At 68.4% G+C, this 25988-nt stretch carries 25 protein-coding genes; 13 read left to right on the forward strand and 12 right to left on the reverse strand.

Annotated features, from left to right (window positions below):
• Positions 1-28 precede the first annotated feature (28 nt).
• From KCI33_RS16515 to KCI33_RS16530, 4 genes are all read right to left on the reverse strand, one after another.
• On the reverse strand, positions 29-2449 hold the full coding sequence (locus tag KCI33_RS16515) for an aerobic carbon-monoxide dehydrogenase large subunit (protein ID WP_212525908.1): 2421 nt from the start codon (positions 2447-2449) through the stop codon (positions 29-31).
• Entirely contained in the window at positions 2446-2937 is a 492-nt protein-coding gene (locus tag KCI33_RS16520) for a (2Fe-2S)-binding protein (protein ID WP_212525909.1), read from the reverse strand. Before KCI33_RS16520 ends, KCI33_RS16515 begins: the two co-directional genes overlap by 4 nt.
• An 11-nt stretch (positions 2938-2948) precedes the next feature.
• A complete protein-coding gene (locus KCI33_RS16525) occupies positions 2949-3803 on the reverse strand; it encodes a xanthine dehydrogenase family protein subunit M (RefSeq protein WP_212525910.1) in 855 nt (284 codons plus the stop codon).
• A 204-nt stretch (positions 3804-4007) separates the two neighbouring features.
• The gene (locus KCI33_RS16530; protein WP_249139122.1) at positions 4008-5141 is read right to left on the reverse strand and encodes an MHYT domain-containing protein; all 1134 of its coding nucleotides are present in this window, start codon (positions 5139-5141) and stop codon (positions 4008-4010) included.
• A gap of 227 nt (positions 5142-5368) precedes the next feature.
• On the opposite strand from KCI33_RS16530, the gene KCI33_RS16535 reads away from it, so the two are divergent.
• Positions 5369-6334 (forward strand): LOG family protein, encoded by a 966-nt coding sequence (locus tag KCI33_RS16535; RefSeq protein WP_212525911.1) that lies wholly within the window; start codon positions 5369-5371, stop codon positions 6332-6334.
• A 54-nt stretch (positions 6335-6388) separates the two neighbouring features.
• Positions 6389-7789 (forward strand): MBL fold metallo-hydrolase, encoded by a 1401-nt coding sequence (locus KCI33_RS16540; RefSeq protein ID WP_212525912.1) that lies wholly within the window; start codon positions 6389-6391, stop codon positions 7787-7789.
• A gap of 30 nt (positions 7790-7819) precedes the next feature.
• Here the strand turns inward: KCI33_RS16540 and KCI33_RS16545 are convergent, their stop codons facing one another.
• The 8 genes from KCI33_RS16545 to atpD all read right to left on the reverse strand — a co-directional run bounded on the left by KCI33_RS16545 (position 7820) and on the right by atpD (position 14163).
• Entirely contained in the window at positions 7820-8689 is an 870-nt protein-coding gene (locus tag KCI33_RS16545) for a F0F1 ATP synthase subunit gamma (RefSeq protein ID WP_212525913.1), read from the reverse strand.
• Positions 8643-10223, reverse strand: a complete 1581-nt coding sequence (locus tag KCI33_RS16550) for a F0F1 ATP synthase subunit alpha (protein WP_212525914.1) — start codon at positions 10221-10223, stop codon at positions 8643-8645. Before KCI33_RS16550 ends, KCI33_RS16545 begins: the two co-directional genes overlap by 47 nt.
• Entirely contained in the window at positions 10213-10971 is a 759-nt protein-coding gene (locus KCI33_RS16555; protein WP_212525915.1) for a F0F1 ATP synthase subunit delta, read from the reverse strand. Before KCI33_RS16555 ends, KCI33_RS16550 begins: the two co-directional genes overlap by 11 nt.
• A 2-nt stretch (positions 10972-10973) precedes the next feature.
• Positions 10974-11222, reverse strand: coding sequence for a F0F1 ATP synthase subunit C (locus KCI33_RS16560; RefSeq protein ID WP_212525916.1), 249 nt, complete (start codon positions 11220-11222; stop codon positions 10974-10976).
• A gap of 11 nt (positions 11223-11233) precedes the next feature.
• Positions 11234-11902: a F0F1 ATP synthase subunit A gene (gene atpB, locus KCI33_RS16565; RefSeq protein WP_212525917.1), complete on the reverse strand. Its 669-nt coding sequence runs from the start codon at positions 11900-11902 to the stop codon at positions 11234-11236.
• Positions 11903-11969: 67 nt separating this feature from the next.
• Positions 11970-12260 (reverse strand): AtpZ/AtpI family protein, encoded by a 291-nt coding sequence (locus KCI33_RS16570; protein WP_249139123.1) that lies wholly within the window; start codon positions 12258-12260, stop codon positions 11970-11972.
• Entirely contained in the window at positions 12257-12715 is a 459-nt protein-coding gene (locus KCI33_RS16575; protein WP_212525918.1) for a F0F1 ATP synthase subunit epsilon, read from the reverse strand. The genes KCI33_RS16570 and KCI33_RS16575 overlap by 4 nt, the downstream gene beginning before the upstream one ends.
• Positions 12712-14163, reverse strand: coding sequence for a F0F1 ATP synthase subunit beta (gene atpD, locus KCI33_RS16580; RefSeq protein WP_212525919.1), 1452 nt, complete (start codon positions 14161-14163; stop codon positions 12712-12714). The genes KCI33_RS16575 and atpD overlap by 4 nt, the downstream gene beginning before the upstream one ends.
• Positions 14164-14372: 209 nt before the next feature.
• Here atpD and rpoN point away from each other — a divergent pair, with 209 nt between their 5' ends.
• From rpoN to KCI33_RS16635, 11 genes are all read left to right on the forward strand, one after another.
• Positions 14373-15713, forward strand: a complete 1341-nt coding sequence (rpoN, locus tag KCI33_RS16585; protein ID WP_212525920.1) for an RNA polymerase factor sigma-54 — start codon at positions 14373-14375, stop codon at positions 15711-15713.
• Positions 15714-15948: 235 nt separating this feature from the next.
• Complete coding sequence (locus tag KCI33_RS16590; RefSeq protein WP_212525921.1) at positions 15949-17487, forward strand: ABC transporter substrate-binding protein; 1539 nt, start codon at positions 15949-15951, stop codon at positions 17485-17487.
• 26 nt (positions 17488-17513) lie between these two features.
• Complete coding sequence (locus tag KCI33_RS16595) at positions 17514-18521, forward strand: ABC transporter permease (protein ID WP_212525922.1); 1008 nt, start codon at positions 17514-17516, stop codon at positions 18519-18521.
• Positions 18521-19426 (forward strand): ABC transporter permease, encoded by a 906-nt coding sequence (locus KCI33_RS16600; RefSeq protein ID WP_212525923.1) that lies wholly within the window; start codon positions 18521-18523, stop codon positions 19424-19426. The genes KCI33_RS16595 and KCI33_RS16600 overlap by 1 nt, the downstream gene beginning before the upstream one ends.
• Complete coding sequence (locus tag KCI33_RS16605; RefSeq protein WP_212525924.1) at positions 19423-20433, forward strand: ABC transporter ATP-binding protein; 1011 nt, start codon at positions 19423-19425, stop codon at positions 20431-20433. The genes KCI33_RS16600 and KCI33_RS16605 overlap by 4 nt, the downstream gene beginning before the upstream one ends.
• Positions 20430-21461, forward strand: coding sequence for an oligopeptide/dipeptide ABC transporter ATP-binding protein (locus KCI33_RS16610; protein WP_212525925.1), 1032 nt, complete (start codon positions 20430-20432; stop codon positions 21459-21461). The genes KCI33_RS16605 and KCI33_RS16610 overlap by 4 nt, the downstream gene beginning before the upstream one ends.
• The gene (locus tag KCI33_RS16615; RefSeq protein WP_212525926.1) at positions 21458-22537 is read left to right on the forward strand and encodes a C45 family peptidase; all 1080 of its coding nucleotides are present in this window, start codon (positions 21458-21460) and stop codon (positions 22535-22537) included. Before KCI33_RS16610 ends, KCI33_RS16615 begins: the two co-directional genes overlap by 4 nt.
• Before the next feature lie 25 nt (positions 22538-22562).
• Positions 22563-23558: a sigma 54-interacting transcriptional regulator gene (locus KCI33_RS16620; protein WP_212525927.1), complete on the forward strand. Its 996-nt coding sequence runs from the start codon at positions 22563-22565 to the stop codon at positions 23556-23558.
• 151 nt (positions 23559-23709) lie between these two features.
• Positions 23710-25071: an acyclic terpene utilization AtuA family protein gene (locus tag KCI33_RS16625; RefSeq protein WP_212525928.1), complete on the forward strand. Its 1362-nt coding sequence runs from the start codon at positions 23710-23712 to the stop codon at positions 25069-25071.
• A gap of 16 nt (positions 25072-25087) precedes the next feature.
• Positions 25088-25414 carry a DUF4387 domain-containing protein gene (locus tag KCI33_RS16630; RefSeq protein ID WP_212525929.1) on the forward strand — a complete coding sequence of 109 codons (327 nt, stop codon included), beginning with the start codon at positions 25088-25090 and terminating at the stop codon, positions 25412-25414.
• Positions 25415-25424: 10 nt separating this feature from the next.
• Positions 25425-25988: acyl-CoA dehydrogenase family protein (locus KCI33_RS16635; RefSeq protein WP_212525930.1), on the forward strand; the 564-nt coding region annotated here is incomplete at its 3' end.

Below are 25988 nucleotides of genomic sequence, written 5' to 3' on the forward strand. Positions count from 1 at the left end.
GGCGTCGCGCCGCCCCGTCCCTTTTCCATCAGCCATGCAGGCCGAGATCGTGAGCGGTCTTCCAGATCCGCCAATGGTCGTGCGGCATGTGGCTCTGCCGCAGCCCGAAGGCGCGGAAGGCGTCGTGTACCGCGTTCGAGAACGCCGGCACCCCGCCCACGTTCGGGCTTTCGCCCACGCCCTTGGCGCCGATCGGGTGATGCGGGCTGGGCGTTTCGGTGTGGTCGGTGGTGTAATGCGGCGTCTCCCAGGCCGTGGGCAGGAAGAAATCCATCAGCGTGCCGGTCTTGACGTTGCCGATCTCGTCATAGGCGATCTCCTGGCCCATGGCGATGGCCAGCGCTTCGGTCAGGCCGCCATGCACCTGCCCCTCGATCACCATCGGGTTGATGCGGGTGCCACAATCGTCCAGCGCGTAGAACTGACGGATCTGATGCTCGCCGGTGTCCACGTCGATCTCCATCACGCAGATATAGGCCCCGAACGGGTAGGTCATGTTCGGCGGATCGTAGTAGCTGACCGCCTCCAGCCCCGGCTCGACGCCCGGAATGGCCTGATTATAGGCCGCATAGGCGATCTCGGCCATGGTCTTGAAGCGCTCGGGTGCACCCTTGACCACGAAGCGGTCCACGTCCCATTCGACGTCGTCGTCATGGACCTCCAGCAGATAGGCGGCGATCATCTGCGCCTTGGCGCGGATCTTGCGGCCGGCCATCGCGGTCGCGGCACCGGCCACGGGCGTGGAGCGCGAGCCGTAGGTCCCGAGCCCGTAGGGCGCGGTGTCGGTGTCGCCCTCCTCGATGGTGATCGAGTCGGCGGGGATACCGATCTCGCTCGCCAGGATCTGGGCGAAGGTGGTGGCGTGACCCTGTCCCTGGCTGATCGTGCCGAGACGGGCGATGGCCGAGCCGGTGGGGTGGATGCGGATCTCGCAGCTGTCGAACATGCCCATGCCGAGGATGTCGCAGTTCTTGACCGGACCGGCCCCCACGATTTCTGTGAAATGGGTCAGCCCGATCCCCAGCAGCTTGCGGGTTTCACCGCGCTTGAAGGCTTCGACCCGCTCGGCCTGCTCCTTGCGCAGATCGTCATAGCCGACCGCCTTCAGCGCCTTGTCCCAGGCGGTGTGGTAGTCGCCGCTGTCGTATTCCCAGCCCAGCGCGGACTGGTAGGGGAACTGATCCTTGCGGATGAAGTTGATCCGGCGCAGCTCGGCCGCGTCCATGCCCAGCTCGATCGCCAGAACCTCGATCATCCGTTCGATGAAATAGGCGGCCTCCGTCACCCGGAACGAGCAGCGATAGGCCACGCCGCCGGGCGCCTTGTTGGTGTAGACGCCATCGACGCCGACATAGGCCACCGGGATGTCGTAGCTGCCGGTGCAGATATGGAAGAAGCCGGCCGGGAACTTGGTCGGGTCGGCGCAGGCGTCGAAGGCGCCGTGATCGGCCGTCACATGGCAATGCAGCCCGGTGATCTTGCCCTCCCTGGTGGCCGAGATCCGCCCCTTCATCCAGTAGTCGCGGGCGAAGGCGGTGGCCATCAGGTTGTCCATCCGGTTCTCGATCCATTTCACCGGCTTGCCGGTGACAATCGAGGCGACGATGGCGCAGACATAGCCCGGGTAGACCCCCACCTTGTTGCCGAAGCCGCCGCCGATATCGGGGCTGATGACGCGGATGTTGTGCTCTTCGATGCCCGACAGCAGCGAGGCCACGGTGCGCACCACATGCGGCGCCTGGAAGGTGCCCCAGACGGTGAGCTTGCCGTTCACCTTGTCCATCGAGGCCACTGTGCCGCAGGTTTCCAGCGGGCAGGGATGGGTGCGGTGGTAATAGACCATCTCCTCGGCCACCACCTCGGCGCTGTCGATGGCCTGGTTGGTGGCCTCCTCGTCGCCCTCTTCCCACAGGAAGATGTGGTTGTGATGCTTGCGCGGGCCGTGGGCGCCGGCGGCCGCGGGGTCGAGATCCTCGCGCAGCACGACGTCGCTTTGCAGCGCCTCGAACGGGTTGGTGAGGACCGGAAGCTCCTCATACTCGACCTCCACCGCGGCGATGCCGTCGGCGGCGGCGTAGCGGTTTTCGGCCACGACGAAGGCGACTTCCTGGCCCTGGAACAGCACCTTGCCATCGGCCAGCACCATCTGCTTGTCGCCGGCGAGCGTCGGCATCCAGTGCAGGCTCAGCGGCTCCAGATCCTTGGCGGTCAGCACGGCAAGCACGCCGGGCACCGCCATCGCGGCCTCGGTATTGATGGATTTGACGCGGGCATGGGCGTAGGGCGAGCGCACGAAATCGCCGTGCAGCATGCCGGGCAGCTTCACGTCATCGACGTAATTGCCCTTGCCTTGCGTGAAGCGCACGTCCTCGACGCGCTTGCGCGAGCAGCCGAGCCCCTTGAGCTTGGCCGCGCGTTCCTCGCGGGTGGGTGAGGTCATCTCGTTCATTCCGCGGCCTCCTTCATGGCGTTCATCTCGGCCGCGGCGGCCAGGATGGACTTGACGATGTTCTGGTAGCCGGTGCAGCGGCACAGGTTGCCGGATATGCCGAAACGCACCTCCTCCTCGGTCGGGTTCGGATTTTCCTGCAGCAGGCGATGCGCGCGGGTGATCATGCCCGGCGTGCAGAAGCCGCATTGCAGCCCATGATGCTCGCGGAAGGCGCGCTGAAGGACATGCAGCGCGTCGGGCGTGCCCAGCCCCTCGATCGTGGTGATCTCGGCGCCGTTGGCCTGGGCGGCGAAGACGGTGCAGGATTTCACCGACTTGCCGTTCATCTCGACCGTGCAGGCCCCGCAATGCGAGGTCTCGCAGCCGATATGGGGGCCGGTGATGTTGAGCTGCTCGCGCAGCGTGTGGATCAGCAACTCGCGCGGCTCGGCCAGCACTTCCTTCGGCTCGCCGTTCACGGTCAGCTTGATATGCATCTTGGTCATGGTGTCCTCCCTCAGGCGCGCGACCAGGCGCGCTGGATGGCGCGGGCCAGGATCACGCCGGCGACATGGCGCTTGAATTCGACCGGACCGCGGTTGTCCTCGGTCGGTTCGATGTCATCGAGCATCGCGGCGATGGCGGCGGTGGTGGCCTCTTCGTCGCAGTTGGTGCCGATCAGCGCCTCGGCCGCGGCCCCGGAATGGACCGGAACGTCGCTGAGATTGGTCATCGCGATCGAGGCGCGGGTGACCTTGCCGCCCTCGGCGGCGATCAGCACGGCGGCGGCGGCGGTGGCGTAGTCACCGATCTTGCGCTTCTGCTTCTCATAGGCATAGCCGCCCGTGGGGGCGGTGAAGGTGATCCGGGTCAGGATCTCCTCGTCCTCGCGGTCGGTCATGTAGGCGGCTTCGTAGAAGTCGCGCGCAGCCACCTCGCGGGTGCCGCCGGGGCCGACCAGCGTGTAGGTGGCGCCGAGGCACTGCATCAGGCCGGGCATGTCGTTGCCCGGATCTCCGTTGGCGACATTGCCGCCCACGGTGCCCATGTAGCGCACCTGCGGATCGGCGATCTGCAGCGCCGCCTCGCGCAGGATCGGCGCGACGCGGGCAAGCTCCTCGTGCGCGATCAGCTCCTGCTGCGTGGTCATCGCGCCGATGGAGACGGTGGCGCCCTCCACCGAGATCCCCTTCAGCTCGGCGATATCCTGGAGATCGACCAGGTGGCCAAGCTCGGCCATGCGGAGCTTCATCATCGGGATCAGGCTGTGCCCGCCCGCGAGCACGCGCGCCTCGTCCCCGTGGTCCTGCAAGACGCGGATGGCAGCCTGCACATCCGCGGGTCTGTGATACTCGAATGCAGCCGGTATCATGCTGTTCCTCCCTTTGCCCGTTCAGCGGGCCTCTGGGCATGGGTTTGAGGAACGGGGGTGCGGCCAGCCAGCGCAGGGCCACCAGTTGAGCGCGCTTTCCAACGAAATGCGAATGGGCTGCACGAACGGCGTATGCAGGCGCAGAAAGATCCGGCCTGCGACAATAGGGCGCGTTTTTGGGGGCAGGGCCGGCGGGGTGCGGCCTCAGAGGCCGAGTCTGTCGCGCACCTCGGCCAGGCGCGAGCGGCTGACCGGCACCTTGCTCAGCGACTCGACGCCATCGAAATAGCAGATGCCGGTGTCCTTCTTGCGTTCGAAGCTGGTGACGTGGCGGCGGTTCACCAGGTAACTGCGGTGTGTGCGGACGAAGTCGTCGCCGGGGATGCGGTTTTCGGCCTCGGAGATCGACCAGGGGCAGAACAGCTTTTCCGCGCCCAGGTAGAGCAGCGTGTAATGCCCCTCGGCGCGGATCGCGGCGACCTCGTCGGCGGCGACGAAATGGGTGCGCCCCTCCTTCTCGTAGGGCAGGCGGAACGCGGCGTGAGGCTCGGCTTCGGGCGGCGGGACGGGGGCCGTCGTCGCGGCGCGCGGCTGCGCCCCGGGCGCGGGGCCGGCCTCGTTCCCCTCGGCCCCCGGCACCGCGAATGTCACGCCGGTCAGCAGGAAGGCGCCCGAGATCACGAAGGCCGCCAGCGTCACGCCGAAGGCCAGCGCCTCGTTGCTGATCCAGGGGCCGGGGGCGCCTTCAGCGGCGACCTCGACAAATCCGGTGCCGGCCATGGCGATGAAATGCACCGCGAAGACCGCCAGCCCGAAGCCCAGCGTGCCCAGGATGATGTTGCGCGCGTCGCGGTTGCCATAGGCGATCAGGAACGCGGTGATGGAAAGTGCCATTGACGCCGTCAGCGCCAGTGCCACCCCGCCCAGGGTATAGACCGGGCGGCACAGCTGGATGCCGGACATGCCAACGTAATGCATCACCGGGATGCCGACGCCCACGATCGCGCCCGCCAGCACGATCCGGCCCCGGGTGCGCCGGCCGAAATGCACGATCAGCAGCGCGATGCCGGTGATCAGGATCGCCAGCAGCGCCGAGATCATCGTGATCAGCGCGTCGTAGTAGAACAGCACCGGCAGGGTCAGCCCCAGCATGGCGACGAAATGCATCGACCAGATGCCGCCGCCCAGCGCGACGGCCGACATCGCCACCGCCATCTTGCGGCGCGGCACGGGCCGTTCCGAGGCCCCGCGCGTCAGCGACAGGCCCGTGAATCCCGCCATCAGCGCAATTGCCAGTGACGCGGCGACCAGCAGATAGTCGTGAGAATAGTCAAGCAATCCCCGAGCCCTCCCCGACCCGAAGGCATAGTCCTCCGGCCGGGACCGTAACAGATGGCTTTGGGGGCGGCAATTCTCACCCTTGACCACGCGTCAGTCGGCGCGCCTGCCGCGCGCCCCGGCCGGCGCGGTCCGGAATCGCCCCCCCGAACGCGGCGTTCCATGCTAGGACTTGTGGGGGATAGGGAGGGCCCCGGCGCCACCGGGCGGACGCAGGGAGGACAGCAATGACCGACACGCCGGAAACCGAACCGAAAGGCGCCGGGCGCGTGCCTCAGCCCGCGCACCCCAGCGAGCGCTGCATCGAACTGCCCTGGTGCCGCCCGAAACCGGAAAGCGAAGATCCCGCCGTGCCCGGGAGGATCGCGCGCATCATGCGGGACCCGAGCTACCGGCAGGCGGACCAGGATGTCGCCTTCCTCAACCACGACGACACGCGCGGCCTGCGGCTGCAACTCGACTATCTCAAGCCCGAAAGCCTGATGGAGGCGCATGGCATCATGCATTCCATCGTCGTCTTCGGCAGCACCCGCATCGCCGAACCGCGCGCCGCGCAGCGCCGGGTGGACGAACTGACCGCCGCGCTTGCCGTCGCGCCGGGCGACGCCGAACTTGCGCGCGATCTGTTGATCGCCCGCCGGGTTCTGGACAAGAGCCATTACTACCAGGTCGCGCGTGATTTCGCCCGGCTGGTGGGGCAGGCCGAGGGGCCGCACGGCAATCGCCTGGTCGTCGTCACCGGTGGCGGCCCCGGCATCATGGAGGCCGCCAACCGCGGCGCGCATGAGGCCGGCGCGCGCACGGTCGGACTGAACATCACCCTCCCGCGTGAGCAGTTCCCCAACCCCTATGTCACGCCGGGGCTGTGCTTCCGCTTCCATTATTTCGGCCTGCGCAAGCTGCATTTCCTGATGCGCGCGCGGGCGCTTGTGGTTTTCCCGGGCGGCTACGGCACGCTCGACGAGCTGTTCGAAACGCTGACCCTGATTCAGACGCGCAAGATCGCGCCGGTGCCGGTGATCCTGGTGGGCGAGGCGTTCTGGCGCAACCTGTTCGACCCGGAATTCCTGGTTGCGGAGGGCGTCATCGACCCCGAGGACCGCGAACTGTTCTGGTTCGCCGAGACCGCTGAGGACATCTGGGCCGACATCCTGCGCTGGTACGAGCTTGCCGGGGGGTCGCTGACCGCCTAGCCTGTGAGACGAAGGCACCTGCCGGGAAACCGGCGCGACATCGCGGGGTGAGCCATGCGCCTGTCCTTTCACGGCGCCGACCGGGGCGTGACCGGCTCCTGCCATCTGGTCAGCGTAGGCCGGCACAAGATCCTGATCGATTGCGGCATGTTCCAGGGCGGGCATGAGCTGGACGAGGAGAACGCCGCGCCTTTCGGCTTCGACCCGGCCGCGATCGACTATCTCCTGCTGACCCATGCCCATCTCGACCATTGCGGGCGCATCCCGCTGCTGGTCCAGCGCGGTTTCCGGGGCGAGATCATCACCACCGCCGCCTCGCGCGAACTGGCCCGGCTGGTGCTGCTCGATTCCGCGCATCTGCACGAAGAGGAAGCCCGGCACCGCGCGCGGAAGCGCCAGCGCAACGGCGGCAACGGCGCGGAGGCGGATGTCGAGGGGCCGCTCTACGACACGCTCGACGCACTCAACAGTTTCGACCGTTTCGGCCGGATGGTCGAATACGGCGAGCGGATCGAACTCGACGGCGGGATCGCGGCGACCTTCCACGAGGCGGGGCATATCCTCGGCTCGGCCAGCATCCTGCTGGAGCTGCCCGAGGACGGCAGGACGAAGCGGATCCTGTTCTCGGGCGATCTGGGCAGCAACGACCGCGTGCTGTTGAACGATCCCCGGCCGCCCGGAGAGGTCGATGCGGTGGTGATGGAAGCCACCTATGGCGACCGCGACCACCGGTCGCTCGACGCATCTGTGCGCGAATTCATCGACGCGATCCGGGACGCCCATGAGAGGGGCGGGAACGTGATCATCCCGACCTTCGCGCTGGAGCGGGCGCAGGAGCTGCTTTATTACCTGCGGCTCGGCATGCGGGAAAAGGCGCTGCCCGGGACCCTGCGCGTCTATCTCGATTCCCCCATGGCGATTTCGGCCACCGAGATCTTCCGCCGCCACCCCGAGGGCTACCGCCCCGAGATCCGGGCGCTGTTCGCCGAGGGGCGCGACCCGTTCGCGCTGCCCGGCCTGGAATTCGTGCGCGAGGCTTCGGAATCGATGGCGCTGAACCAGATCCGCTCGGGGGCGGTGATCATGGCCGGCTCGGGCATGTGCACCGGCGGCCGGGTGCGCCACCATCTGCGCCACAACCTCGCCCATGCCGATTGCAGCGTGATCTTCGTGGGTTTCGCCGCCGAGGGCACTCTGGCGCGCATCATCATCGACGGCGCGAAACGCGTGCGCCTGTTCGGCCACGACATTCCCGTGCGGGCGAAGATCCACACCATCAACGGCTTCTCCGCCCATGCCGACAGGTCCGAACTTCTGGACTGGCACGCGCGCCTCGGCCGGCCCGCGCGCACCTTCCTCGTGCATGGCGAGCCGCGGTCGATGAAGGCGCTGGCCAAGGGGCTGAAACACACGCAGGTCGTGATGCCGGAGCAGGACCAGAGCTACGAACTGTAGGGGCGGCGCCGGCCGGCAGGCCGGCGCGGGTCAGACCTCGCCCTCGCCGCCGGCATGCGGGCCGGCCTCGTCCATCACCGCCTCGGCTCCGGTCACCACGTCCAGAAGGTCGGCGGTGATCTCCTCCTGCCGGATGCGCCGCAGCTCGCGCTGCAGCTTTTCGAGCCGGTCGTCGATGTTGTGCGCGGCCGCGTCCATGGTCCGCACCCGCGCGTTGCTTTCGCTGGCGAGGCTTTCCATCAGCGCCCGCGCGACCTCGGCAAACAGGTATTCCGAGGCCAGCCGGCGCAGCAGGGCGGCGGGGGCGAGGTGGTGCAGGGGCGGCTCCGGCGGGGTTTCGACCTCCAGCAGCCGTGCCGAGAGCGGCAGGATGGTGCGCTCGGTCACCGCGAAGCGCGCCCCGGCGCGGGGAAGGGCCAGCACGATCCGGGCGGAAGATGCGGTTTCCAAATCCTTGCAGATGCTGTGCGCGAGCGCCGGAACCCCGGCCACGCGCGTGGTCATGCGGTGGCTGCGCTGAAAGCGGATGCGCATTTCCTGCGCGCGGCCCATTCCCCGGCTGCCGACGACGACAAGCGCCTCGCCGGGGGCGCGGATCGCCTGCGCGCGGGTCAGGATCTCCACGTCGAAACCGCCGACGAAGCCGTGCTCGGCGCAAATGGCGATCAGCACCGGGCGTCCGGTGCCCGGCGTGCCGAAGGCCGCGCGCCCGCCCTGTCCGGCCAGCTGCGCCGCGCCGGCGATGGCATGTTCGATCGCGCGGGCATAGCTTTCAGTCCCGTCGAAGGCCTGTTGCGCCTCCTTCGCCTGGTTCGCCGTCATCGAGCGTAGCGCGCCGACCAGATCGTGCAGTTCAGTGAGGCTCGTCAGGCGCGCCTGGACCTTGGCCAGATGTTCCATCCTCGGCTCCCTCGCCCGCGGGCGGTTGCGGCAGGTCGGCCAACCCGGCCTCGATCACATGCGCCAGCGCGGCGCGGTCGTCGTCGGTCAGCTGGCCGGTCTCGTCGATCCGCGCGGCGACCGACGGGCAGACATCCTCCAGTTGCCGCCGCAGGCTGTCGCGGAAGCGGGAGATGTCGGCCGGGTCGACCGCGTCGAGCGCCCCCGAACTCACCGCCAGCAGCAGCGCCACCTGCAGCGACAGCGGCAGCGGGTCGTATTCCGGCTGTGCCAGGATCGCGCGGATGCGCTGGCCGTGGGCGATGCGGGCGCGGGTGCGTTCGTCCGCCATCGCGCCGAAACGGGTGAAGACCTCCAGTTCGAGGAACTGCGCGTAGTCGAGCTTCAGCGTCTCGGCCAATGTCTTGATCGCATTAGCCTGCGTCGCGCCGCCGACGCGCGACACGCTCAGCCCAACGTTGACCGCCGGTTTCTGGCCCTCGAAGAACAGCTTCGGCTCCAGGTAGATCTGCCCGTCGGTGATCGAGATCAGGTTGGTCGGGATGAAGGCGGTCATGTTGCCCGCCTGGGTCTCGGCGATGGGCAGCGCGGTCAGCGAGCCGCCGCCCAGATCGTCCGACAGTTTCGCGGCGCGTTCGAGCAGCCGCGCATGCAGGTAGAAGATGTCGCCGGGATAGGCCTCGCGCCCCGGCGGCTTGCGCAGCAAGAGCGAGATCTGACGGTAGATGATCGCGTGTTTCGACAGGTCGTCGAGGATCAGCAGCGCGTGGCGCCCGCGGTCGCGGAAATATTCGGCGATGGTGCAGGCGGCATAGGGCGTCGTCCATTGCGCGCCGGGGGCGGCGCCGGCGGTGCCTGCGACGAAGACGCAGCGCTCGGGCGCGCCGTGGCGGCGCACCGCCTCGATCACGCGCGCCACGGTCGAGGCCTTCTGCCCGATCGCGGCATAGACGCAGATCACGTCCGAGTCGCGCTGCCGGATCATGGTGTCGATGGCGACGGTGGTCTTGCCGGTCTTGCGGTCGCCGATGATCAGCTCGCGCTGGCCGCGGCCCAGCGGGATCATGGCGTCGATCACGGTCAGGCCGGTGACCAGCGGCTCGGTCACCAGCTCGCGGTCGACGATGCCGGGGGCGGGGCGTTCGACCGGGTCCATGCGCTGGCCCTCGATGGCGGGGCCGCCGTCGAGCGGCGCGCCGGTGGCGTCCACCACCCGGCCCAGCAGTGCCTCTCCCACCGGAATGCGGATGATCTCGCCGGTGCCGAAGACCCGGCTGCCGGCGCTGATCCCCGTGCTGCTGCCCAGCAGCACGCAGCCGATCTCCTGCTCCGAGATCTTCATCGCGACGCCGGTGGCGCCGTTCTCGAAGCGCAGCAATTCGTCCAGTCTCGTCCGCGGCAGGCCCGAGACCGTCGCCACCCCGTCGCCGATCCTCTCGACGATGCCGGTCTGGGTCAGGCGCGGCGTGGCCGGCGCCGCCAGCCGGGCGCGGGCACCGGCGAGCCAGTCCCGGATATGCGGATCAACGCTCATGCGCGTCCCCGACCAGGCGCGCCGTGGCCTCCTCGATCTGGCGGGCCCAGGTGAAGCTGAGGATCGCATGCGGGAAGCGCAGCTCGACCCCGCCGAGGATTTCGGGCGCGACGACGAAGGTCACGCGCGCCTCGCTTTGCAGCCAGCCATGCAGCCCGTTCTGCCAGGTTTTCCGGTCCGTCTCGGACAGTTCCGTTGCGGTGACCACCGCGACCTCGCCCGAGGCGCCGGTCGCGTCGCGCCGCAGCGCCTCCAGCTCGCTTTCGGGCAGTGCTTCGAAATAGGCGCGGACGGCGGCCATGGTGCCGGGGCCGAGCCGGGCGGCGGCGCTGTCCTGCAGCACCCCGGCGGCGATGCCGGTGGCGAGATCGGCGATTTCGGATTTCAGGGTGGACAGCGCCGCGCGCCGGGCCTGTTCGGTGGCCTCGCGCGCCTCGGCGCGGATCTGCCCGGCCTCGGCCTGCGCCGCCTCCAGCAGCTTGCGCCGTTCCGCCTGCATGTCCTTGTGCACCGCCTCCACGAGGTCGCGCCGCTCCGCCTCCAGCGCCTTCTGGGCGTCCTCGTAGCGCCGGCGCGCGGCCTCGGCCTCGTCGGCCTGGCGCTGCGCGGCCTCGGCGGCCTCTTGCGACAGGGCCTGACGCTTCTCGATGACCTGCCGCACCGGCCGGTAGAGGAACCGGCTGAGCAGCCAGACCAGGACGAGGAAGTTGACCGCCTGGAGGGCCAATGTCCACCAGTCGAATTGCATGGTCAGCCCACGAACGGGTTGGCGTAGAGCAGCAGGAGCGCGATCACCAGGCAGTAGATCGCCATGGTCTCGATCATCGCCAGGCCGACGAAAAGCGTGCGCGACAGCGTGCCCGCCGTCTCGGGCTGGCGGGCGATCGCCTCCATCGCGGCGGCGATCGAGCGGCCCTCGCTGAGCGCGGGGAAGATCGCCCCGAAGGAGACGGTGACCACCGCGCCGATGATGCTGATGATTTCGATGCTGTTGTCCATGACTGTCCTTTTCAGGTTTCCACGCTGCCGACCGCCGCGCCGACATAGACCGTCGCCAGCACGGTGAAGATGTAGGCCTGGATGATGCCGATCAGGATGCCCAGCAGCATGAAGGGGATCGGCAGCAGCAGACCGGCGAGAAAGGCCACGATCGCGAGGACGAACTCGTGGCTCATCATGTTGCCGAAAAGACGGATCATCAGCGAGAAGGTCCGGGTCAGCTCCGACAGGATGTTGAGCGGCAGCATGAAGGGGTTCGGCTCGATGTAGTGGCGCAGATAGGGCAGCGCGCCGCGGGCCCTGAGCCCGAAGACATGCACCGACACGAAGACGATCGTGGCCAGGGCCGCCGGGGTCTCGATATGCCCGGTGGGGGGCGTGGCGCCGGGCAGCACCGCCACGAGGTTGGCCACCACCAGAAAGATGAAAAGCGTGCCGAGGATGGGCATGAACGGCCAGGGATCGCGCCCGACGATGGCGCGGATCTGCTGACCGATGGTCTCGACCACGATTTCCAGCACGGTCTGCGCCGCGCCCGCCTGCACCCGGGGCCGCCGCAGCACAACGCGCACGAGGATCAGCAGGACCGCCATGATGACCCAGGTCGTCACCACCGCCCGGCTGATCGGCACGGGGCCGATGGTGAACAGGAACTCGGGGGCGAGCGGGTTGCGGTCCATCCTCAGCCCGCCCCCGCGCCGTGGATGGCGCCGCGCCGCCTCAACCGTTCAATCGCATCCAGAAAAGTCATTTTTCGTTCATCCGTTTCCAGGCCATGTAGAACCCGAGGACCGCGCCCGCAAAGATCAGCGCGCCGGTGAACACTACACCCGTCCCGAGGCTTTGATCCAGCCACCGTCCGAGAAACATCCCCGCCAGCACCGGCGTCACGATCAGCCAGCCAAGCGCGCCGACCATGGAGAGGTTCTTCCACAGCGACCGCTCGCCCTCGGTTTCCCAATGCGCGCGCCGCTTTTCGCGCAGGCGCACGGCCTTCTGCATCTCGGTGCCGCCGTTATGCTCGGGCCGTTCGGTCATGGCGCCCCTCCTTCGCCGCCCTCGCCGCCGGGTTCGGCCGCGCCGGGCCAGCCGGTCTTGCGGGAGACGTCGAGAACCTTCTGGATCTGCCGCATCGTCGCCAGATGCAGGCGGTGGACGGTGGTGCGCTGCGCCTCCTCGGTTTCGCGCGACAGGCGGACCTCTTCCAGAACCTTGCGGCCAAGCTGTCCCAACTCCTGCTCGCGCACCGCGTTGCGGGTGGCGATTTCGACGTTGCCGCCGTCGCGCACCATCAGCACGCCGCCCTCGACCACCACGAAATGTTCCCGCGCGCCGGCGTCGCGCCAGGTCACGACCGAGGTCGCCAGCGCGGTGACGAAATCGGCGTGCCCGGGCAGGATGCCGAAGGCGCCGGTGCTGTCCTCGGCGCGGAGGTACAGGATGCCGTCCTCCTCGGCGACGACCGCGACGGGGGTGGTGATCCGCAGCCTCATGACCCTGCCTGCCCCGCGTGCGCTTCCTTGGCGCGCGCGTCCTCGAACGTGCCGACCATGTAGAGCGAGTCCTCGTCCCAGTCGTCGGTCTCGCCTGACAGGATGGCCTCACAGCCGTCCAGCGTCTGCTCCAGCGCGACCGAGGCGCCCGCGATCCCCGTGAACTGTTCGGTCACCGCGAAAGGCTGGGTCAGGAAGCGCACCAGCCGCCGCGCCCGGTTCACCGCGGCGCGGTCGGCGGCGCTCAGCTCCTCGATACCGAGAAGCGAGATGATCTCGCGCAGTTCGCGGTATTTCTCGATCAGCTGGCGCACCGCCTCGGCGGTGTCGTAGTGGCGCCGGCCCACCACCGCGGGGTCGAGTAGCGTCGAGGTCGAGGCCAGCGGATCGACCGCCGGATAGAGTCCCTCGCTCGCCATCTCGCGGCTCAGCACGATCGAGGAATCGAGGTGGCTGAAGGTTGCGGCCACCGCGGGGTCGGTGAAATCGTCGGCCGGCACATAGACCGCCTGGATCGAGGTTACCGCCGCGCCCTTGACCGAGGTGATCCGCTCCTCGATCTCGGCGATCTCGGTCGCCAGCGTCGGCTGGTAGCCGACCTGCGAGGGCAGCCGGCCCAGAAGGCCCGAGACCTCGCCGCCCGCCTGCACGAAGCGGAAGATGTTGTCGATCAGCAGCAGCACGTCCTGCCCCTGCACGTCGCGGAAATGCTCGGCCACGGTCAGAGCCGACAGGCCCACCCTCCAGCGCGCGCCGGGCGGCTCGTTCATCTGGCCGAAGACCAGAACGGTGCGGTCGATCACACCGGAGCGCTGCAATTCACGCCACAGCTCGTGCCCCTCGCGCGAGCGTTCACCGATGCCCGCGAAGACCGAGGTGCCGCGGTAGCGGTCGGCCATGGCGCGGATCAGTTCCATGATCAGCACGGTCTTGCCCACGCCCGCGCCGCCGAACATCGCCGCCTTTCCGCCCAGCGCCAGCGGCGCCAGCAGGTCGATGATCTTGATGCCGGTCAGGAAAAGGTCGTTGCCCGGCTTCTGCTCGGCCAGGGTGGGGGGCGCGCGGTGGATGCCGGAGCGCGGCACCTCTGGCCCGAAGGCGGGACGGTGGTCGATGGGTTCTCCCAAGACGTTGATCAGCCGCCCGAGAACCGCCTCGCCGACCGGCACCGTGATCGGCCCGCCGGTGTCGCGCACCGGGCTGCCGAATTGCAGCCCCGCGGTCTCCTGAATGGCGACGCAACGCGCGGTGTGGGTGTCGATATGGCGCTGGACCTCCAGGGTCAGCCGGTGTGGACCGTCCCATTCGACCTCCAGCGCGGCATGGATGCCCGGCATCGCGTCGGGCGGAAAGCGGACGTCGACGACCGAGCCGGAGATCAGGCTGACCCGGCCTTGCGGGGCCTGGCCGGGCGGGGGCGTGTCGTCGATGTCGCGGTCCGGGTGCATGTTTTCACCGCATGATGCCGAGGGATACCCCCGGATATTCGCAGCAAGCGGCGCGTCGTGCCACCCAAGATTGCCGCCCGGCGCCGCCGATCGCCCTCTCCGCGGTCGCGCCGATCGGGCAGGGGGCATTTCGGGGGCAGGCCCGCGCCGGGCCGCGGCGTCTTTACAGAAAGCGTTTCTTAGCCGAACCTGCGGATGGGGAGCACGCGATGAATCTTGGATCGTCATTGGAAATCCGGCAGACGCGCACGCTGGCGATGACCGCGCAGCTGCGCCAGGCGATCGGGATGCTCCAGTTCAACAATGCCGAGCTGCGCGCCTTCGTGGCGCGCGAGGTGCAGAAGAACCCGCTGCTCGAGATGCGCCTGGCCGGCGGCGCCGGGCCGGGGGACGGGGCGCGCAGCGCGGCGTCGGGCCGGGCGCCGGACACGCCGGGACCGGGCGTGCGGATGGACATGGCCGGCGCGATCCCCGCTGCGCCCGCCAGCCTGGTGGAACATGTCGCCCGGCAGATCGGCATCGCCATCCGCGATCCGAGGCGCCGCCGGATCGCCTTTGCCTTTCTCGAGGCGCTCGAACCCTATGGCTGGCTCGGGCGCGACGTGGGCGGCATCGCGGCTGGATGCGGCTGCACCCCCGCCGAGGCGGAGGAGGTTCTGTCGGTGCTGCAGGGGTTCGAGCCCGCCGGCCTTTTCGCGCGCTCGCTGGAGGAATGCCTGCGGCTGCAGGCGCAGGATCAGGACGTGCTGGACGCGGTGCTGTCGGCGATGCTCGCCCGGCTCGACCTGGTGGCGCAGGGGGATCTCGAGCTTCTGGCCGAGTTCTGCGGTTGCGCGGTCGCGGATGTCGCGGCGCGGCTGAAGATCCTGCGCGGCTTCGACCCGAAGCCTGGCGCCGCCTTCGGGGGCGACGCCCAGCCGCTGCGCGCCCCGGACCTGATCCTTTCGGAGGGCGCCAATGGCTGGCGGGTGGAACTGAACGCCTCGACCCTGCCCGAGGTCGTGGTGCGCGAGGACATGGTCCGCGACCGCGACCTCCGCGACGCCTTCGTCGCCGAGGCGCTGGCGACCGCCCGCAGCCTGAAGCGCGCGATCGAGCAGCGCAACGCCAACACCCTGGCCGTGGCCGCCGAGATCGTGCGCCGGCAGGGGGCCTATCTGGAGGACCCCGCCGCCCATCTGGTGCCGCTGTCGCTGAGGGACGTGGCCGGCGCGGTGTCGCTGCACGAAAGCACGGTCAGCCGCATCACCACCGGCATGACGATCGACACGCCGCGCGGCCTGATGGAACTGCGCGGCTTCTTCTGCCGCGGCCTGCCCGGGGCGGGGGAGGAGGGCGCGGTGCCCGTGACCCTGATCCGCGGGCGCATCGCCGAGATGATCCGCGCCGAGGCGCCGGCCCGGCCGCTCAGCGACGAAGGGATCACCGCGCTGCTGCGGCGGGAGGGCATCGAAATCCAGCGGCGCACTGTCGCAAAATACCGGGCGATGATGGGCATTCCCGGCTCGTCGGCGCGGCGGCGCACGGGCCGCGCCCGCCCGGCGCCGTGAGGCCGCGTCATTTCCGCGCGGCTGCGCGGTTTTCGCGCGTGGCGCGGCAAAGACGCCGACTCCCGCCAGGAGACCCGATCCGGTCTTGTTGATTTCAAATGATTTTTTTGCTTGGCAAAGATTTCCGGAGTTGGCACGTCGCTTGCATGAAGGCGATAGCGGGTGCCGTGGCTCAGGCCGGGTGCCCGCCGCAAAGACAACAATAGTCATGACCAACCAAGGGAGAGACCGACAGATGAGACGCACTTCACGCCTTTTGGTCGCATCGCTGCTGGCCTTCGGGGCTGCCGTTCCGGCGGCCACCGCATCCGAACTCGTCGTGGGGTTCACGCGCGACGCCGACACGCTGGACCCGGCCAACCACCGCAAGCGCGAAACCGAAACCATCATCCGCAACATGTATGACGGCATCCTGACCCGGGATTCCGACATGAACATCCTGCCCGAGCTTGCCGTGTCCTACACGCAGGTCTCGCCGACTGTCTATGAGTTCAAGATCCGCGACGGCGTGACCTTCCACGACGGCTCCGCGATGACGGCCGAGGACGTGAAGTTCACGCTTGAGCGGCTGACCGCCGAGGGCGGCATGGGCGACGGCCAGACCAGCCCGCGCAAGAGCCTTCTCGGCCCGCTCTCGGGCGTCGAGGTCGTGGACGGCAGCACCGTGCGCGTCACGCTTTCCGAACCCTGGCCGCTGCTGCCGGCGATGCTGCCCTTCCAGGAGGTCGTTTCGAAAGCCTTCGTCGAGAAGGTCGGCACCGAGGGAATGGCGACGCAGGCCAACGGAACCGGCCCGTTCAAGCTGGTGGAATGGCGCAAGGGCGACTCGATCATCATGGAGCGCTTCGACGGTTATTACGGCGGCGCCCCGGGGATCGAGCCGGCGGACAAGGCCTGCGTCGATCGCGTGATCTTCAAGATCATCCCCGAATCCGCCTCGCGGGTGGCCGCGCTGCTGTCGGGCGACGTGCATATCATCAACGAACTGCCGCCGTTCTCGGTCGAGCAGGTCAAGAACAGCCCGAACGCCGACGTGGTGACCGTCAACGGCACGCGCAGCTTCTTCATCGCCTTGAACACCCAGGGCGAGATCTTCGACGACCTGCGCGTCCGGCAGGCGGTGGCCCATGCCATCGACAAGAACCTGATCATCGACAAGATCCTGGGCGGCAACGCCGAGTCGATCGCCGGCATCCTGAGCCCCGACGCCTTCGGCAAGAACGACAATCTCCCCGAATACGCCTATGACCCCGACAAGGCGCGCGCGCTGCTGGCCGAGGCGGGCTATCCCGACGGGATCGAGGTGACCATGGACACCGAGGGCGCCTTCAAGGACACCGCCGAGGCCATCGCCTCGCTGCTGACCCGCGCCGGCATCAAGACCCAGGTGACGGTGGGTGAGGGCGCGCTGCTGTCGCAGAAATGGCGCACCAAGGGCGGCGAGAAGACCGGCGACATGTTCTTCACCTCCTGGGGGAACGGCTCGCTCGATCCGGAGGGCATCTTCGTGCCGACGCATGTCACCGCGGCGCGCGGCAACTCGGCCGGTTATTCCAACCCCGAGATCGACAAGCTTCTGACCGAGGCCGCCACCGAGGTCGACCGCGAAAAGCGCGCGGCGATGTACCAGCAGGCCGAGGCGATCGCCAATGCCGATCTGCCCTACGTCTACCTGTGGGTGCCGCAGGACATCTATGGCGTGTCCAAGCGGCTGAGTGGCTGGACGCCGAGCGCGGACAGCCGCATCAACCTGCATGACGCCTGTCTGAAGTAACCAGATATCTACCGGGGAGCCCTAGCATGTCACTGGCAAGGTTGATCGAACGCCTGCTGCAACTCGTTCCGGTGCTGCTGGGTGTCAGTGTGATCGTCTTCGTGATGATCACGCTGACCCCGGGCGACCCGGTGGAAATCATGATCGGGGATCAGGTGGTGACCCCCGAGTTGGAAGCGGCCATGCGCCACGACCTCGGGCTGGACCGGCCCGTTCACGAACGGTTCTTCGTTTTCCTCGGCAATGCCGTGCAGGGCGATTTCGGGGAAAGCTTCTACCATCGCCGGCCGGTGATCGACGTGATCGCCGAGCGCCTGCCGGCGACCATCGAACTGAGCCTCGTGGCGCTGCTTATCGCGCTGGCCACGGCGATCCCGCTGGGTGTGCTGGCGGCGATCAAGCGGAACTCCGTCCTTGACCGGCTGGCCACGGTCGGCTCGCTGCTGGGCGTGTCGCTGCCGGGCTTCTGGTTCGGCATCCTGCTCCTGATGCTCTTCGCGGTGCATTTGCAGCTGCTGCCGGTCTCCGGCCGGATCGGGTTTTCGAGCGAGATCGAGCCGATCACCCATTTCCTGCTGATCGACACATTGCTGCGCGGCCGCCCCGACGCCTTCCTCGACGCGCTGTCGCATATCGTGCTGCCCGCGATCACGCTGGGCCTGCCGATGACCGCGATCCTGATGCGCGTGACCCGCACCTCGATGCTGGAGGTGATGCGCCAGGATTACGTCACCTTTGCCGAGGCCAAGGGTCTCGCCCGGCACCGCGTGCTGTTCCGCCACGCGCTGAAGAACGCGCTGATCCCGACCGTCTCGGTCGCCGCGATCGAGACCGGCTCGCTGCTCGGCGGCAACATGATCGTCGAGACGGTGTTCGGCTGGCCGGGCCTCGGCCGGCTGGTGGTCGAGAGCATCTTCGTGCGCAACTACCCGCTCGTGCAGGCCGCGGTGCTGTTCTACGCCGTCACCTATGTGATGCTGAACTTCGTGGCCGACATCCTTTACACCGTCCTGAACCCGAGGGTGAAACTGTAATGGCCGCCGTTGACACCGATACGCCGCGCGACGCCGCGACCGCCCAGGAGTCGATCTTCCGCCGCAACCTGCATTCCTTCGCCGCCAACCGGCTGGCGCTGGGCAGCGCGATCGTGGTGCTTCTGTTCATCCTCATGGCCGTCTTCGCGCCGCTGGTGGCGCCGCATGATCCGGCCGAGACCGACCTCTTTCGCCGCCTGCAGCCGCCGGCCTGGATGCCGGGCGGCGAGTGGTCCTACCTGCTGGGCTGCGACGCGCTGGGGCGGGATATCCTGTCGCGCATCATCTACGGCGCGCGGATCTCGATCTTCATCGGCGCCGCGGTGGTGCTGGTGGCGACCACGATCGGCATCATCGCCGGGCTGGCCGCGGGCTATCTGCGCGGATGGGTGGATACCGTGATCTCGCGTGTCGTCGATATCCTGCTGGGCTTTCCCTACCTGATCTTCGCCATCGGGCTGATGGCGATGATGGGGCCGGGGCTGATCAACATCATCCTGGCGCTGGTTTACAAGGAATGGGTCATCCCCTGCCGCGTGGTGCGCGGCGAGACCCTGGCCACGCGCGAGCTGGAATATGTCGAGGCCGCGCGCGCGCTGGGCGCCCCGGGCCGCCACATCATGCTGCGCGAGATCCTGCCCAACATCCTGTCGCCGGTGATCGTCGTTTCCACGATCCGCATGGCGCATGTGATCATCCTCGAGGCGAGCCTCAGCTTTCTGGGCCTCGGCGTGCAGCCGCCGACCGCTTCCTGGGGTGCGATGGTCGCCGACGGGCGGGCCTTCATCCTGCAGGCCTGGTGGGTCAGCACCTTCCCCGGCGTCGCGATCCTGCTCTTGGTGCTGGCGATCAACGTCGCAAGCCAGGGCCTGCGCGACGCCTTCGATCCGAGGTTCCACGAATGAACATGCAGAACGACGATACCCTCCTCCAGGTCCAGGGCCTGCGCACCGTCTTCGAGACGCGGGCCGGCACGGTCTGTGCGGTAGACGGCGTGGATGTCGCCGTCCGGCGCGGCGAATGCCTCGGCGTGGTGGGCGAATCCGGCTCCGGCAAGAGCGTCACCTTCGGCTCGGTCATGGGGCTGGTCCGGCGGCCGGGCCGCATCGACGCGGGGCGCATCCTGTTCGAGGGGCGCGACCTGCGGGCGCTGACGCCGCGCCAGATGCGCGCGATCCGCGGCCGCGACATCGCCATGACCATGCAGGACGCGCTGACCGCGCTGAACCCTGCGCTGACCGTGGGCGAGCAGCTGGCCGAGGTTCTGGAGGCCCATGACGAGGAGCTGCCCCGGGGCCGCGCCGCCCGCCGCCGCGCCATCCGCGACCGCGCGGTCGAGATGCTGGGCCTCGTCGGCATCCCCTCGCCGGGCACCCGGCTGCGCCAGTATCCGCACGAATTCTCGGGCGGCATGCGCCAGCGCATCATGATCGCCATCGCGCTGGCCTCGAAGCCGAAGCTGCTGATCGCGGACGAGCCGACCACGGCGCTGGACGTGACCATCCAGGCGCAGGTGCTGGAGCTGATCAGCGACATCCGCGCCGAGTTGGGGATGAGCGTGGTTCTGATCACCCATGACCTCGGCGTCGTGGCCGAGCACTGCGACCGCGTCATGGTCATGTATGCCGGCCAGGTGGTCGAGCAGGGGCCGACCGCCGAGGTGATCGGCCAGCCGAAACATCCCTACACCAAGGGGCTGCTGGGCTCGATCCCGCGGCTGGCGCTGCGCGGCGAGAAGATCCACCCGATCGAGGGTCAGGTGCCCGAGCTCATCGACCTGCCCGCGCAATGCCGGTTCTATTCGCGCTGCCGCGAGCGGGGCGTGGAATGCCTGCAATCCATCGCCATGCAGGATGCGGGCCCCGGGCGCCAGGCCCGCTGCATCCGCCTGAACCCGGAGACCGTCTCATGAGCCACGCGCCTGACACCGCACCGCTGCTGTCCGTAGAGGGGCTGTCCAAGACCTACCGTAGCGGCCGACGGCTGGCCGACCGTCTCACCGGCCGGCCGGAGACGCAGGTCCGCGCCGTCAACAATGTCAGCTTCGGCATCCGCCCGGGCGAGATCATGGGGCTGATCGGCGAAAGCGGCTGCGGCAAGTCCACGCTGGGCCGCGCCATTCTGCGCCTGCACGAGCCGACGTCGGGCCGCGTGACCTTCGGCGGCACCGATGTGACCGCGCTCTCCGACGACGAGATGAAGGCGATGCGGCGGCGCATGCAGATCATCTTCCAGGACCCCTACGCCTCGCTCAACCCGCGCCGCACCGTGGCCGAGATCGTCGGCCTGCCGCTCAGCCTGCACGGTCTTGCCAAGACCCCGGCCGAGGCGCGCGACATCACCGCCGCCATCGTCGAGAAGGTGGGGCTGAAGACCGCGCATCTCGACCGCTACCCGCACCAGTTCTCGGGCGGGCAGCGGCAGCGCATCGGCATCGCGCGGGCGCTGGTCAGCCACCCCGAGTTCATCGTCTGCGACGAGCCGGTCTCGGCGCTGGACGTGTCCATCCAGGCGCAGATCATCCAGCTGCTGACCGATCTGAAGCGCGAGATGGGCCTGACCTACCTGTTCATCTCGCACGACATTTCGGTGATCGGCTATCTCAGCGACCGGGTGGCGGTGATGTATCTCGGCGAGGTCGTGGAACTCGGCCCGGTCGAAACCGTGCTGTCGAACCCGCGCCACCCCTACACCCAGAGCCTGATGTCGGCCGTCCCCGAGGTGGACCGGCCCGGCCACAAGGCCCGGGTGCGGCTTACCGGCGATCTGCCCTCGCCGCTGGCGCCGCCGCCGGGCTGCAAGTTCCACACCCGCTGCCCGCTGGCCACCGAGATCTGCCGCCACAAGGCGCCGGTCTCCGAAACGGTCGGCGCGGGCCACACCGCCGCCTGCCACCGCCTGCACGAGAACCTCTCCGTCCCGGAGGCGGAGCCGGCATGACCGGGCCGGTGGCCGAACCGGGCGCGGCGCTGCGCCTGAACGGCAGCCCCTATGAGCGGGGGCTGGGCCAGGTCGCGGGCGCACCCTCCGAAGAGGTCCGCGAGGCCCTCGTGACGCGCCTCGATGCGGCGCGCAAGGCCGGTGCCTTGGGGGCGGAGGCGCAACGCTATCTCGACGCGCAACGCCGCTTTGCCGCGCGCGCCTGTCCCGACGCGATGGCCGAGCTTTCCGGCATTGCGGACGGGTTCGGCATCGCCGAGGACGACCTCTTCGCGCATCTCCATCTCGGCATCCTGACGGATATTTCCCGGGTCTCGCGCGGCGATCACGACGGCTGCAGCGCCTGGGCGGTCTCGGACGGGCCCGACGGCCCGCTGGTGGTGAAGAACCGCGATTTCTCGGGTCGGCACACCGGCATTCAGCGCGTCTTCCGCCATGACGGGCCAGACCTCGAACAGGGGCCGCTGCTGTGTCTCGGCAGCCTGGGCAGCCCCGGCGCCTATTCCAGCGGCATGAACGCCGCGGGGCTGGCGGTCGCGGACACCCAGGTCGGGGTGCGGCGGCACGGAACCGGCTGGCTGCGCTATTTCCTGATGACCGAGATCCTGGCGCGGGCGGCGACGGTCGCGGCGGCGCTGGCGCTGATCCGCTCGGTTCCGCACGCCGGCGGCGGCACGCTGCTCCTGGCCGACCGTGCCGGCGGCGCGGCGGCGGTGGAGCTGGGCTGCGGATCGGTCGCCATCGAGCAGGCGGAACTGGTCTGCCGCACCAACCATTTCACCACCACCGCCCTGGCACCCGAGACCCTGACCGACCCCGGCAGCCTGATCGACGGCAGCTCCGCGCGCCGCCGCGCCGTGCTCGACCGCGACCTGCCCGGGCAGAGCTGGGACGCCGCCAGCGCCGCGTCGCTGATGGGCGGGCATGGCGGTGGCGCGCCGATCTGCCAGCATGGCGAGGGCGCCGAGGCCCACACCATCGCCTCTGCGGTTTATTGCTGTCGCGCGGGCCTCATGTATGCTTGCCTCGACACTCCGTGCTCCGGGGCCTGGCTGCGCATCCCTCTCGCCGCCTGACCCGGAGGTTTCCGTGGACCAGGCAATGGCAGACTATTCGCAGGAACTGATCGGCGAGCATCAAAGCATCCGCGTGTTGCGCGATCTGATCGACCGCGTCGCGCGCAGCCCCGCGCGCACGGTGCTGATCTATGGCGAGACCGGCACCGGCAAGGGGCTTGTGGCACGCACGATCCACGCGCGCTCGGCGCGGGCGGGCAAGGAATTCGCCGATATCAACTGCGCCGCGATCCCGGCGAACCTGATGGAGTCCGAGCTTTTCGGTCACGAGAAGGGCGCCTTCACCGGCGCGGTCGAGCGCAAGCTGGGCCTGATCGAGGCCGCCAATGGCGGCTCGATCTTCCTTGACGAGATCCGGGAGATGGAGCTGACGCTTCAGGCCAAGCTGTTGAGCCTTCTCGATTCTCTGCAGTTCCGCCGGGTGGGCGCGGTGCGCCCCACATCGGTCGATGTCCGCTTCATCGCGGCCACCAACAAGGTTCTGCTCTCCGAGGTGAAGGCCGGGCATTTCCGCGAGGATCTCTATTACCGCCTGCAGGTGGTGGCGCTGAACATCCCGCCGCTGCGCGAGCGCGGCGAGGACATCCTGCTGCTGGCCCGGCATTTCATCGACAAATACAACGCGCGCTACGGCCGCCGGATCCGCGGCGTCAGCCCGGAGGCGCGCGAGATCCTGCTGAAATATCCCTGGCCGGGCAATGTGCGCGAGCTGGAGAACCTGCTGGAGCGCATCTTCATCCTGGAGGATGACGACGAGGTGCTGCCGCGCCACATGCCTGATCGCATCCTGCGCACGGTGCGCGCCGGCGCACAGACGGTGCCGCCCCCGGTTCCCGAAGACGGCGAGGCCGGGCTGCTGGCCGCGGGGTTCCATGCGGCCACGGCGCAGTTCCAGACACGCCTGATCGAGAAGGCCCTCGTCGCCGCCGGCGGCAACCAGCAGGACGCGGCGGCCCTGCTGCAGATCAGCCGGCACGCCCTGCGGCACCAGATGATCAAGCTCGGCATGCGCGATGCGTGAAATCCGCAAGCCGCCGCGCGCGTTGCACGCGGCACTGTGACGCGCCTCCCTCAATTTCAGAAAACAACATTGTAAATCAGCAAGTTACGCGTTTTCAAATTGTTGGCACGCTACATGCATAGATAGGGCGAAACGGAATGTGGAGACCGTCATGAAGTCGCTCAAGATCATTTGCCCGAACGGCCATCTGGGCTTCGCGCCGCTGAAGCGGGAGAGCTTCCGCCTGGGCGTGGCCGAAAAACCGGACTACATCGCCGCCGATTCCGGCAGCGACGATATCGGCCCGGTGCCGCTGGGCAGCGATACCTGCGCCAGCCCGAAAGCCTGGCAGCGCCACGACCTCGAAGAGATGCTGCTGGCCGCGCGTGAGCTGGACGTGCCGATGCTGATCGGCTCGGCCGGGGATACCGGGTCCAACTCGCGCGTGGACATGTATGTCGAGATGATCCGCGAGATCGCGGCGGAGCACGGCCTGGCGCCGTTCCGCATCGGCTGGTTCTATTCCGAGCTCGACAAGGAACTGGTGCGCGCCAAGATCCGCTCGGGGTCCGAGGTGACCGGGCTCGACGCGCGCAGCCCGCTGAGCGAGGCCGAGCTCGACGACACCACCCGCATCGTCGCCATGGCCGGGGTGCACCCCTACCGCGCGCTGCTGGAGCAGGGCTGCGACGTCATCATCGGCGGCCGCTCCTCCGACAGCGCCATCTTCGCGGCCTGCGCGCTGCACCACGGCTTCCCCGAGGCGCAGTCCTACTACCTCGGCAAGGTGCTGGAATGCGCCTCCTTCTGCGCCGAACCCTACGGCGCGAAGGAGACCGTGCTGGGCGAGATCACCCAGGACTGGGTCGAGGTGACCGCGATGCACCCCGGCCAGCGCTGCACCATCGCCTCGGTCGCCGGGCACGCGATGTACGAACGCTCCAACCCGTTCCACGAATATGTGGCGGGCGGGCTGCTCGACATGACCGACTGCCGCTATGAGCAGGTGTCGGAGAAGACCACCCGCGTGACGGGGATGAAGTTCATCCCGGCCGAGCAGCTGCGGGTGAAGCTGGAGGGCTCCGGCAAGGTCGGTGAGCGTTTCGTGGGCATGGCCGGCATTCGCGACCCTTACACCATCGCCCATGTGGACGAGGTCATCGACTGGGCGAAGACGCAGGTGCGCGACCGTTTCGGCCCCGATGGCTGGGAGCTGCATTACAACGTCTTCGGCCGCGACGGCATCATGGGCGCGATGGAGCCGCTGCGCGACCGTCCCGCGCATGAGCTGATGGTGGTGGTCCAGGGCGTCGCGCCGACCCGCGAAATGGCCGAAGAAGTCGCCATGACCGGCACGCGCCAGCTGTTCTACGCCCGCCTGCCCGACGTGAAGGGCACCGCCGGCGGCGTCTCCTTCGTGTTCGACGAGGTGATGCAGGCGAGCCCCGCGCACCGCTGGACCGTCAACCACACCATGGCGGTCGACGAACCGCTTGAGCTCTTCCCCCTCCACACCGCCGAAATCGGCGCCTGAACGACGGAGACGACCCATGTCCGTGAAGAAACTCTCCGATCTTGCCAAGACCATCCGCAGCAAGAACGCCGGAACCGACAAGATCACCTTCGACGTGATCTTCCGCGAGGCCGAGGCCTATGAGCTGGTGAAACGCTCCGGCGCGCTGACCCGTGAAACGGTCGCCGCGCGGCTGCGGATCGATCCGCAGCGGATCACCGATTTCGTCGAATACGATCCGGCCTTCGCGATCAAGTTCACCATCCTGCGCGACCAGCCCAGCGGCAGCGCCGGCGATGGCGACATTTTCGGCGCCCAGCAATACGCGCCCTTCCTCGACCTCGAAGTCGACACAGCAGCATGAGGCAGAGGCCATGAAGGATACGCTTTCCGCCAGGATCTCGCCCGACATGTCGCGCTTTGACTGGGAGGATGCCTTCCGGCTGGAGGACCAGTTGACCGAGGACGAGCGCATGCTGCGCGACGCGGCGCGCGCGTTTGCGCAGGACAGGTTGCAGCCGCGGGTGATCGAGGCCTATCGCGACGAGCTCAGCGCGCCGGAACTCTTCGCCGAGATGGGCGAGGCCGGCCTGCTGGGCGCCACCCTGCCCGAGGAATACGGCGGCTTGGGCGCCTCCTACGTCACCTACGGCCTGATCGCGCGGGAGATCGAGCGGGTGGATTCGGGCTACCGCTCGATGATGTCGGTGCAGAGCTCGCTGGTGATCTACCCGATCTACGCCTATGGCTCGGAGGCGCAGCGCCGCAAATACCTGCCCGGCCTGTGCTCGGGGGAACTCATCGGCTGTTTCGGCCTGACCGAGCCCGACGCCGGCTCCGACCCCGGCTCGATGAAGACCCGGGCGGAGAAGACCGCGACCGGCTACCGCCTGACCGGCGCCAAGATGTGGATCTCCAATTCGCCCTTCGCCGATGTC

This window comes from Actibacterium sp. MT2.3-13A, assembly GCF_018139985.1.
Lineage (GTDB): Bacteria > Pseudomonadota > Alphaproteobacteria > Rhodobacterales > Rhodobacteraceae > JAGSOU01.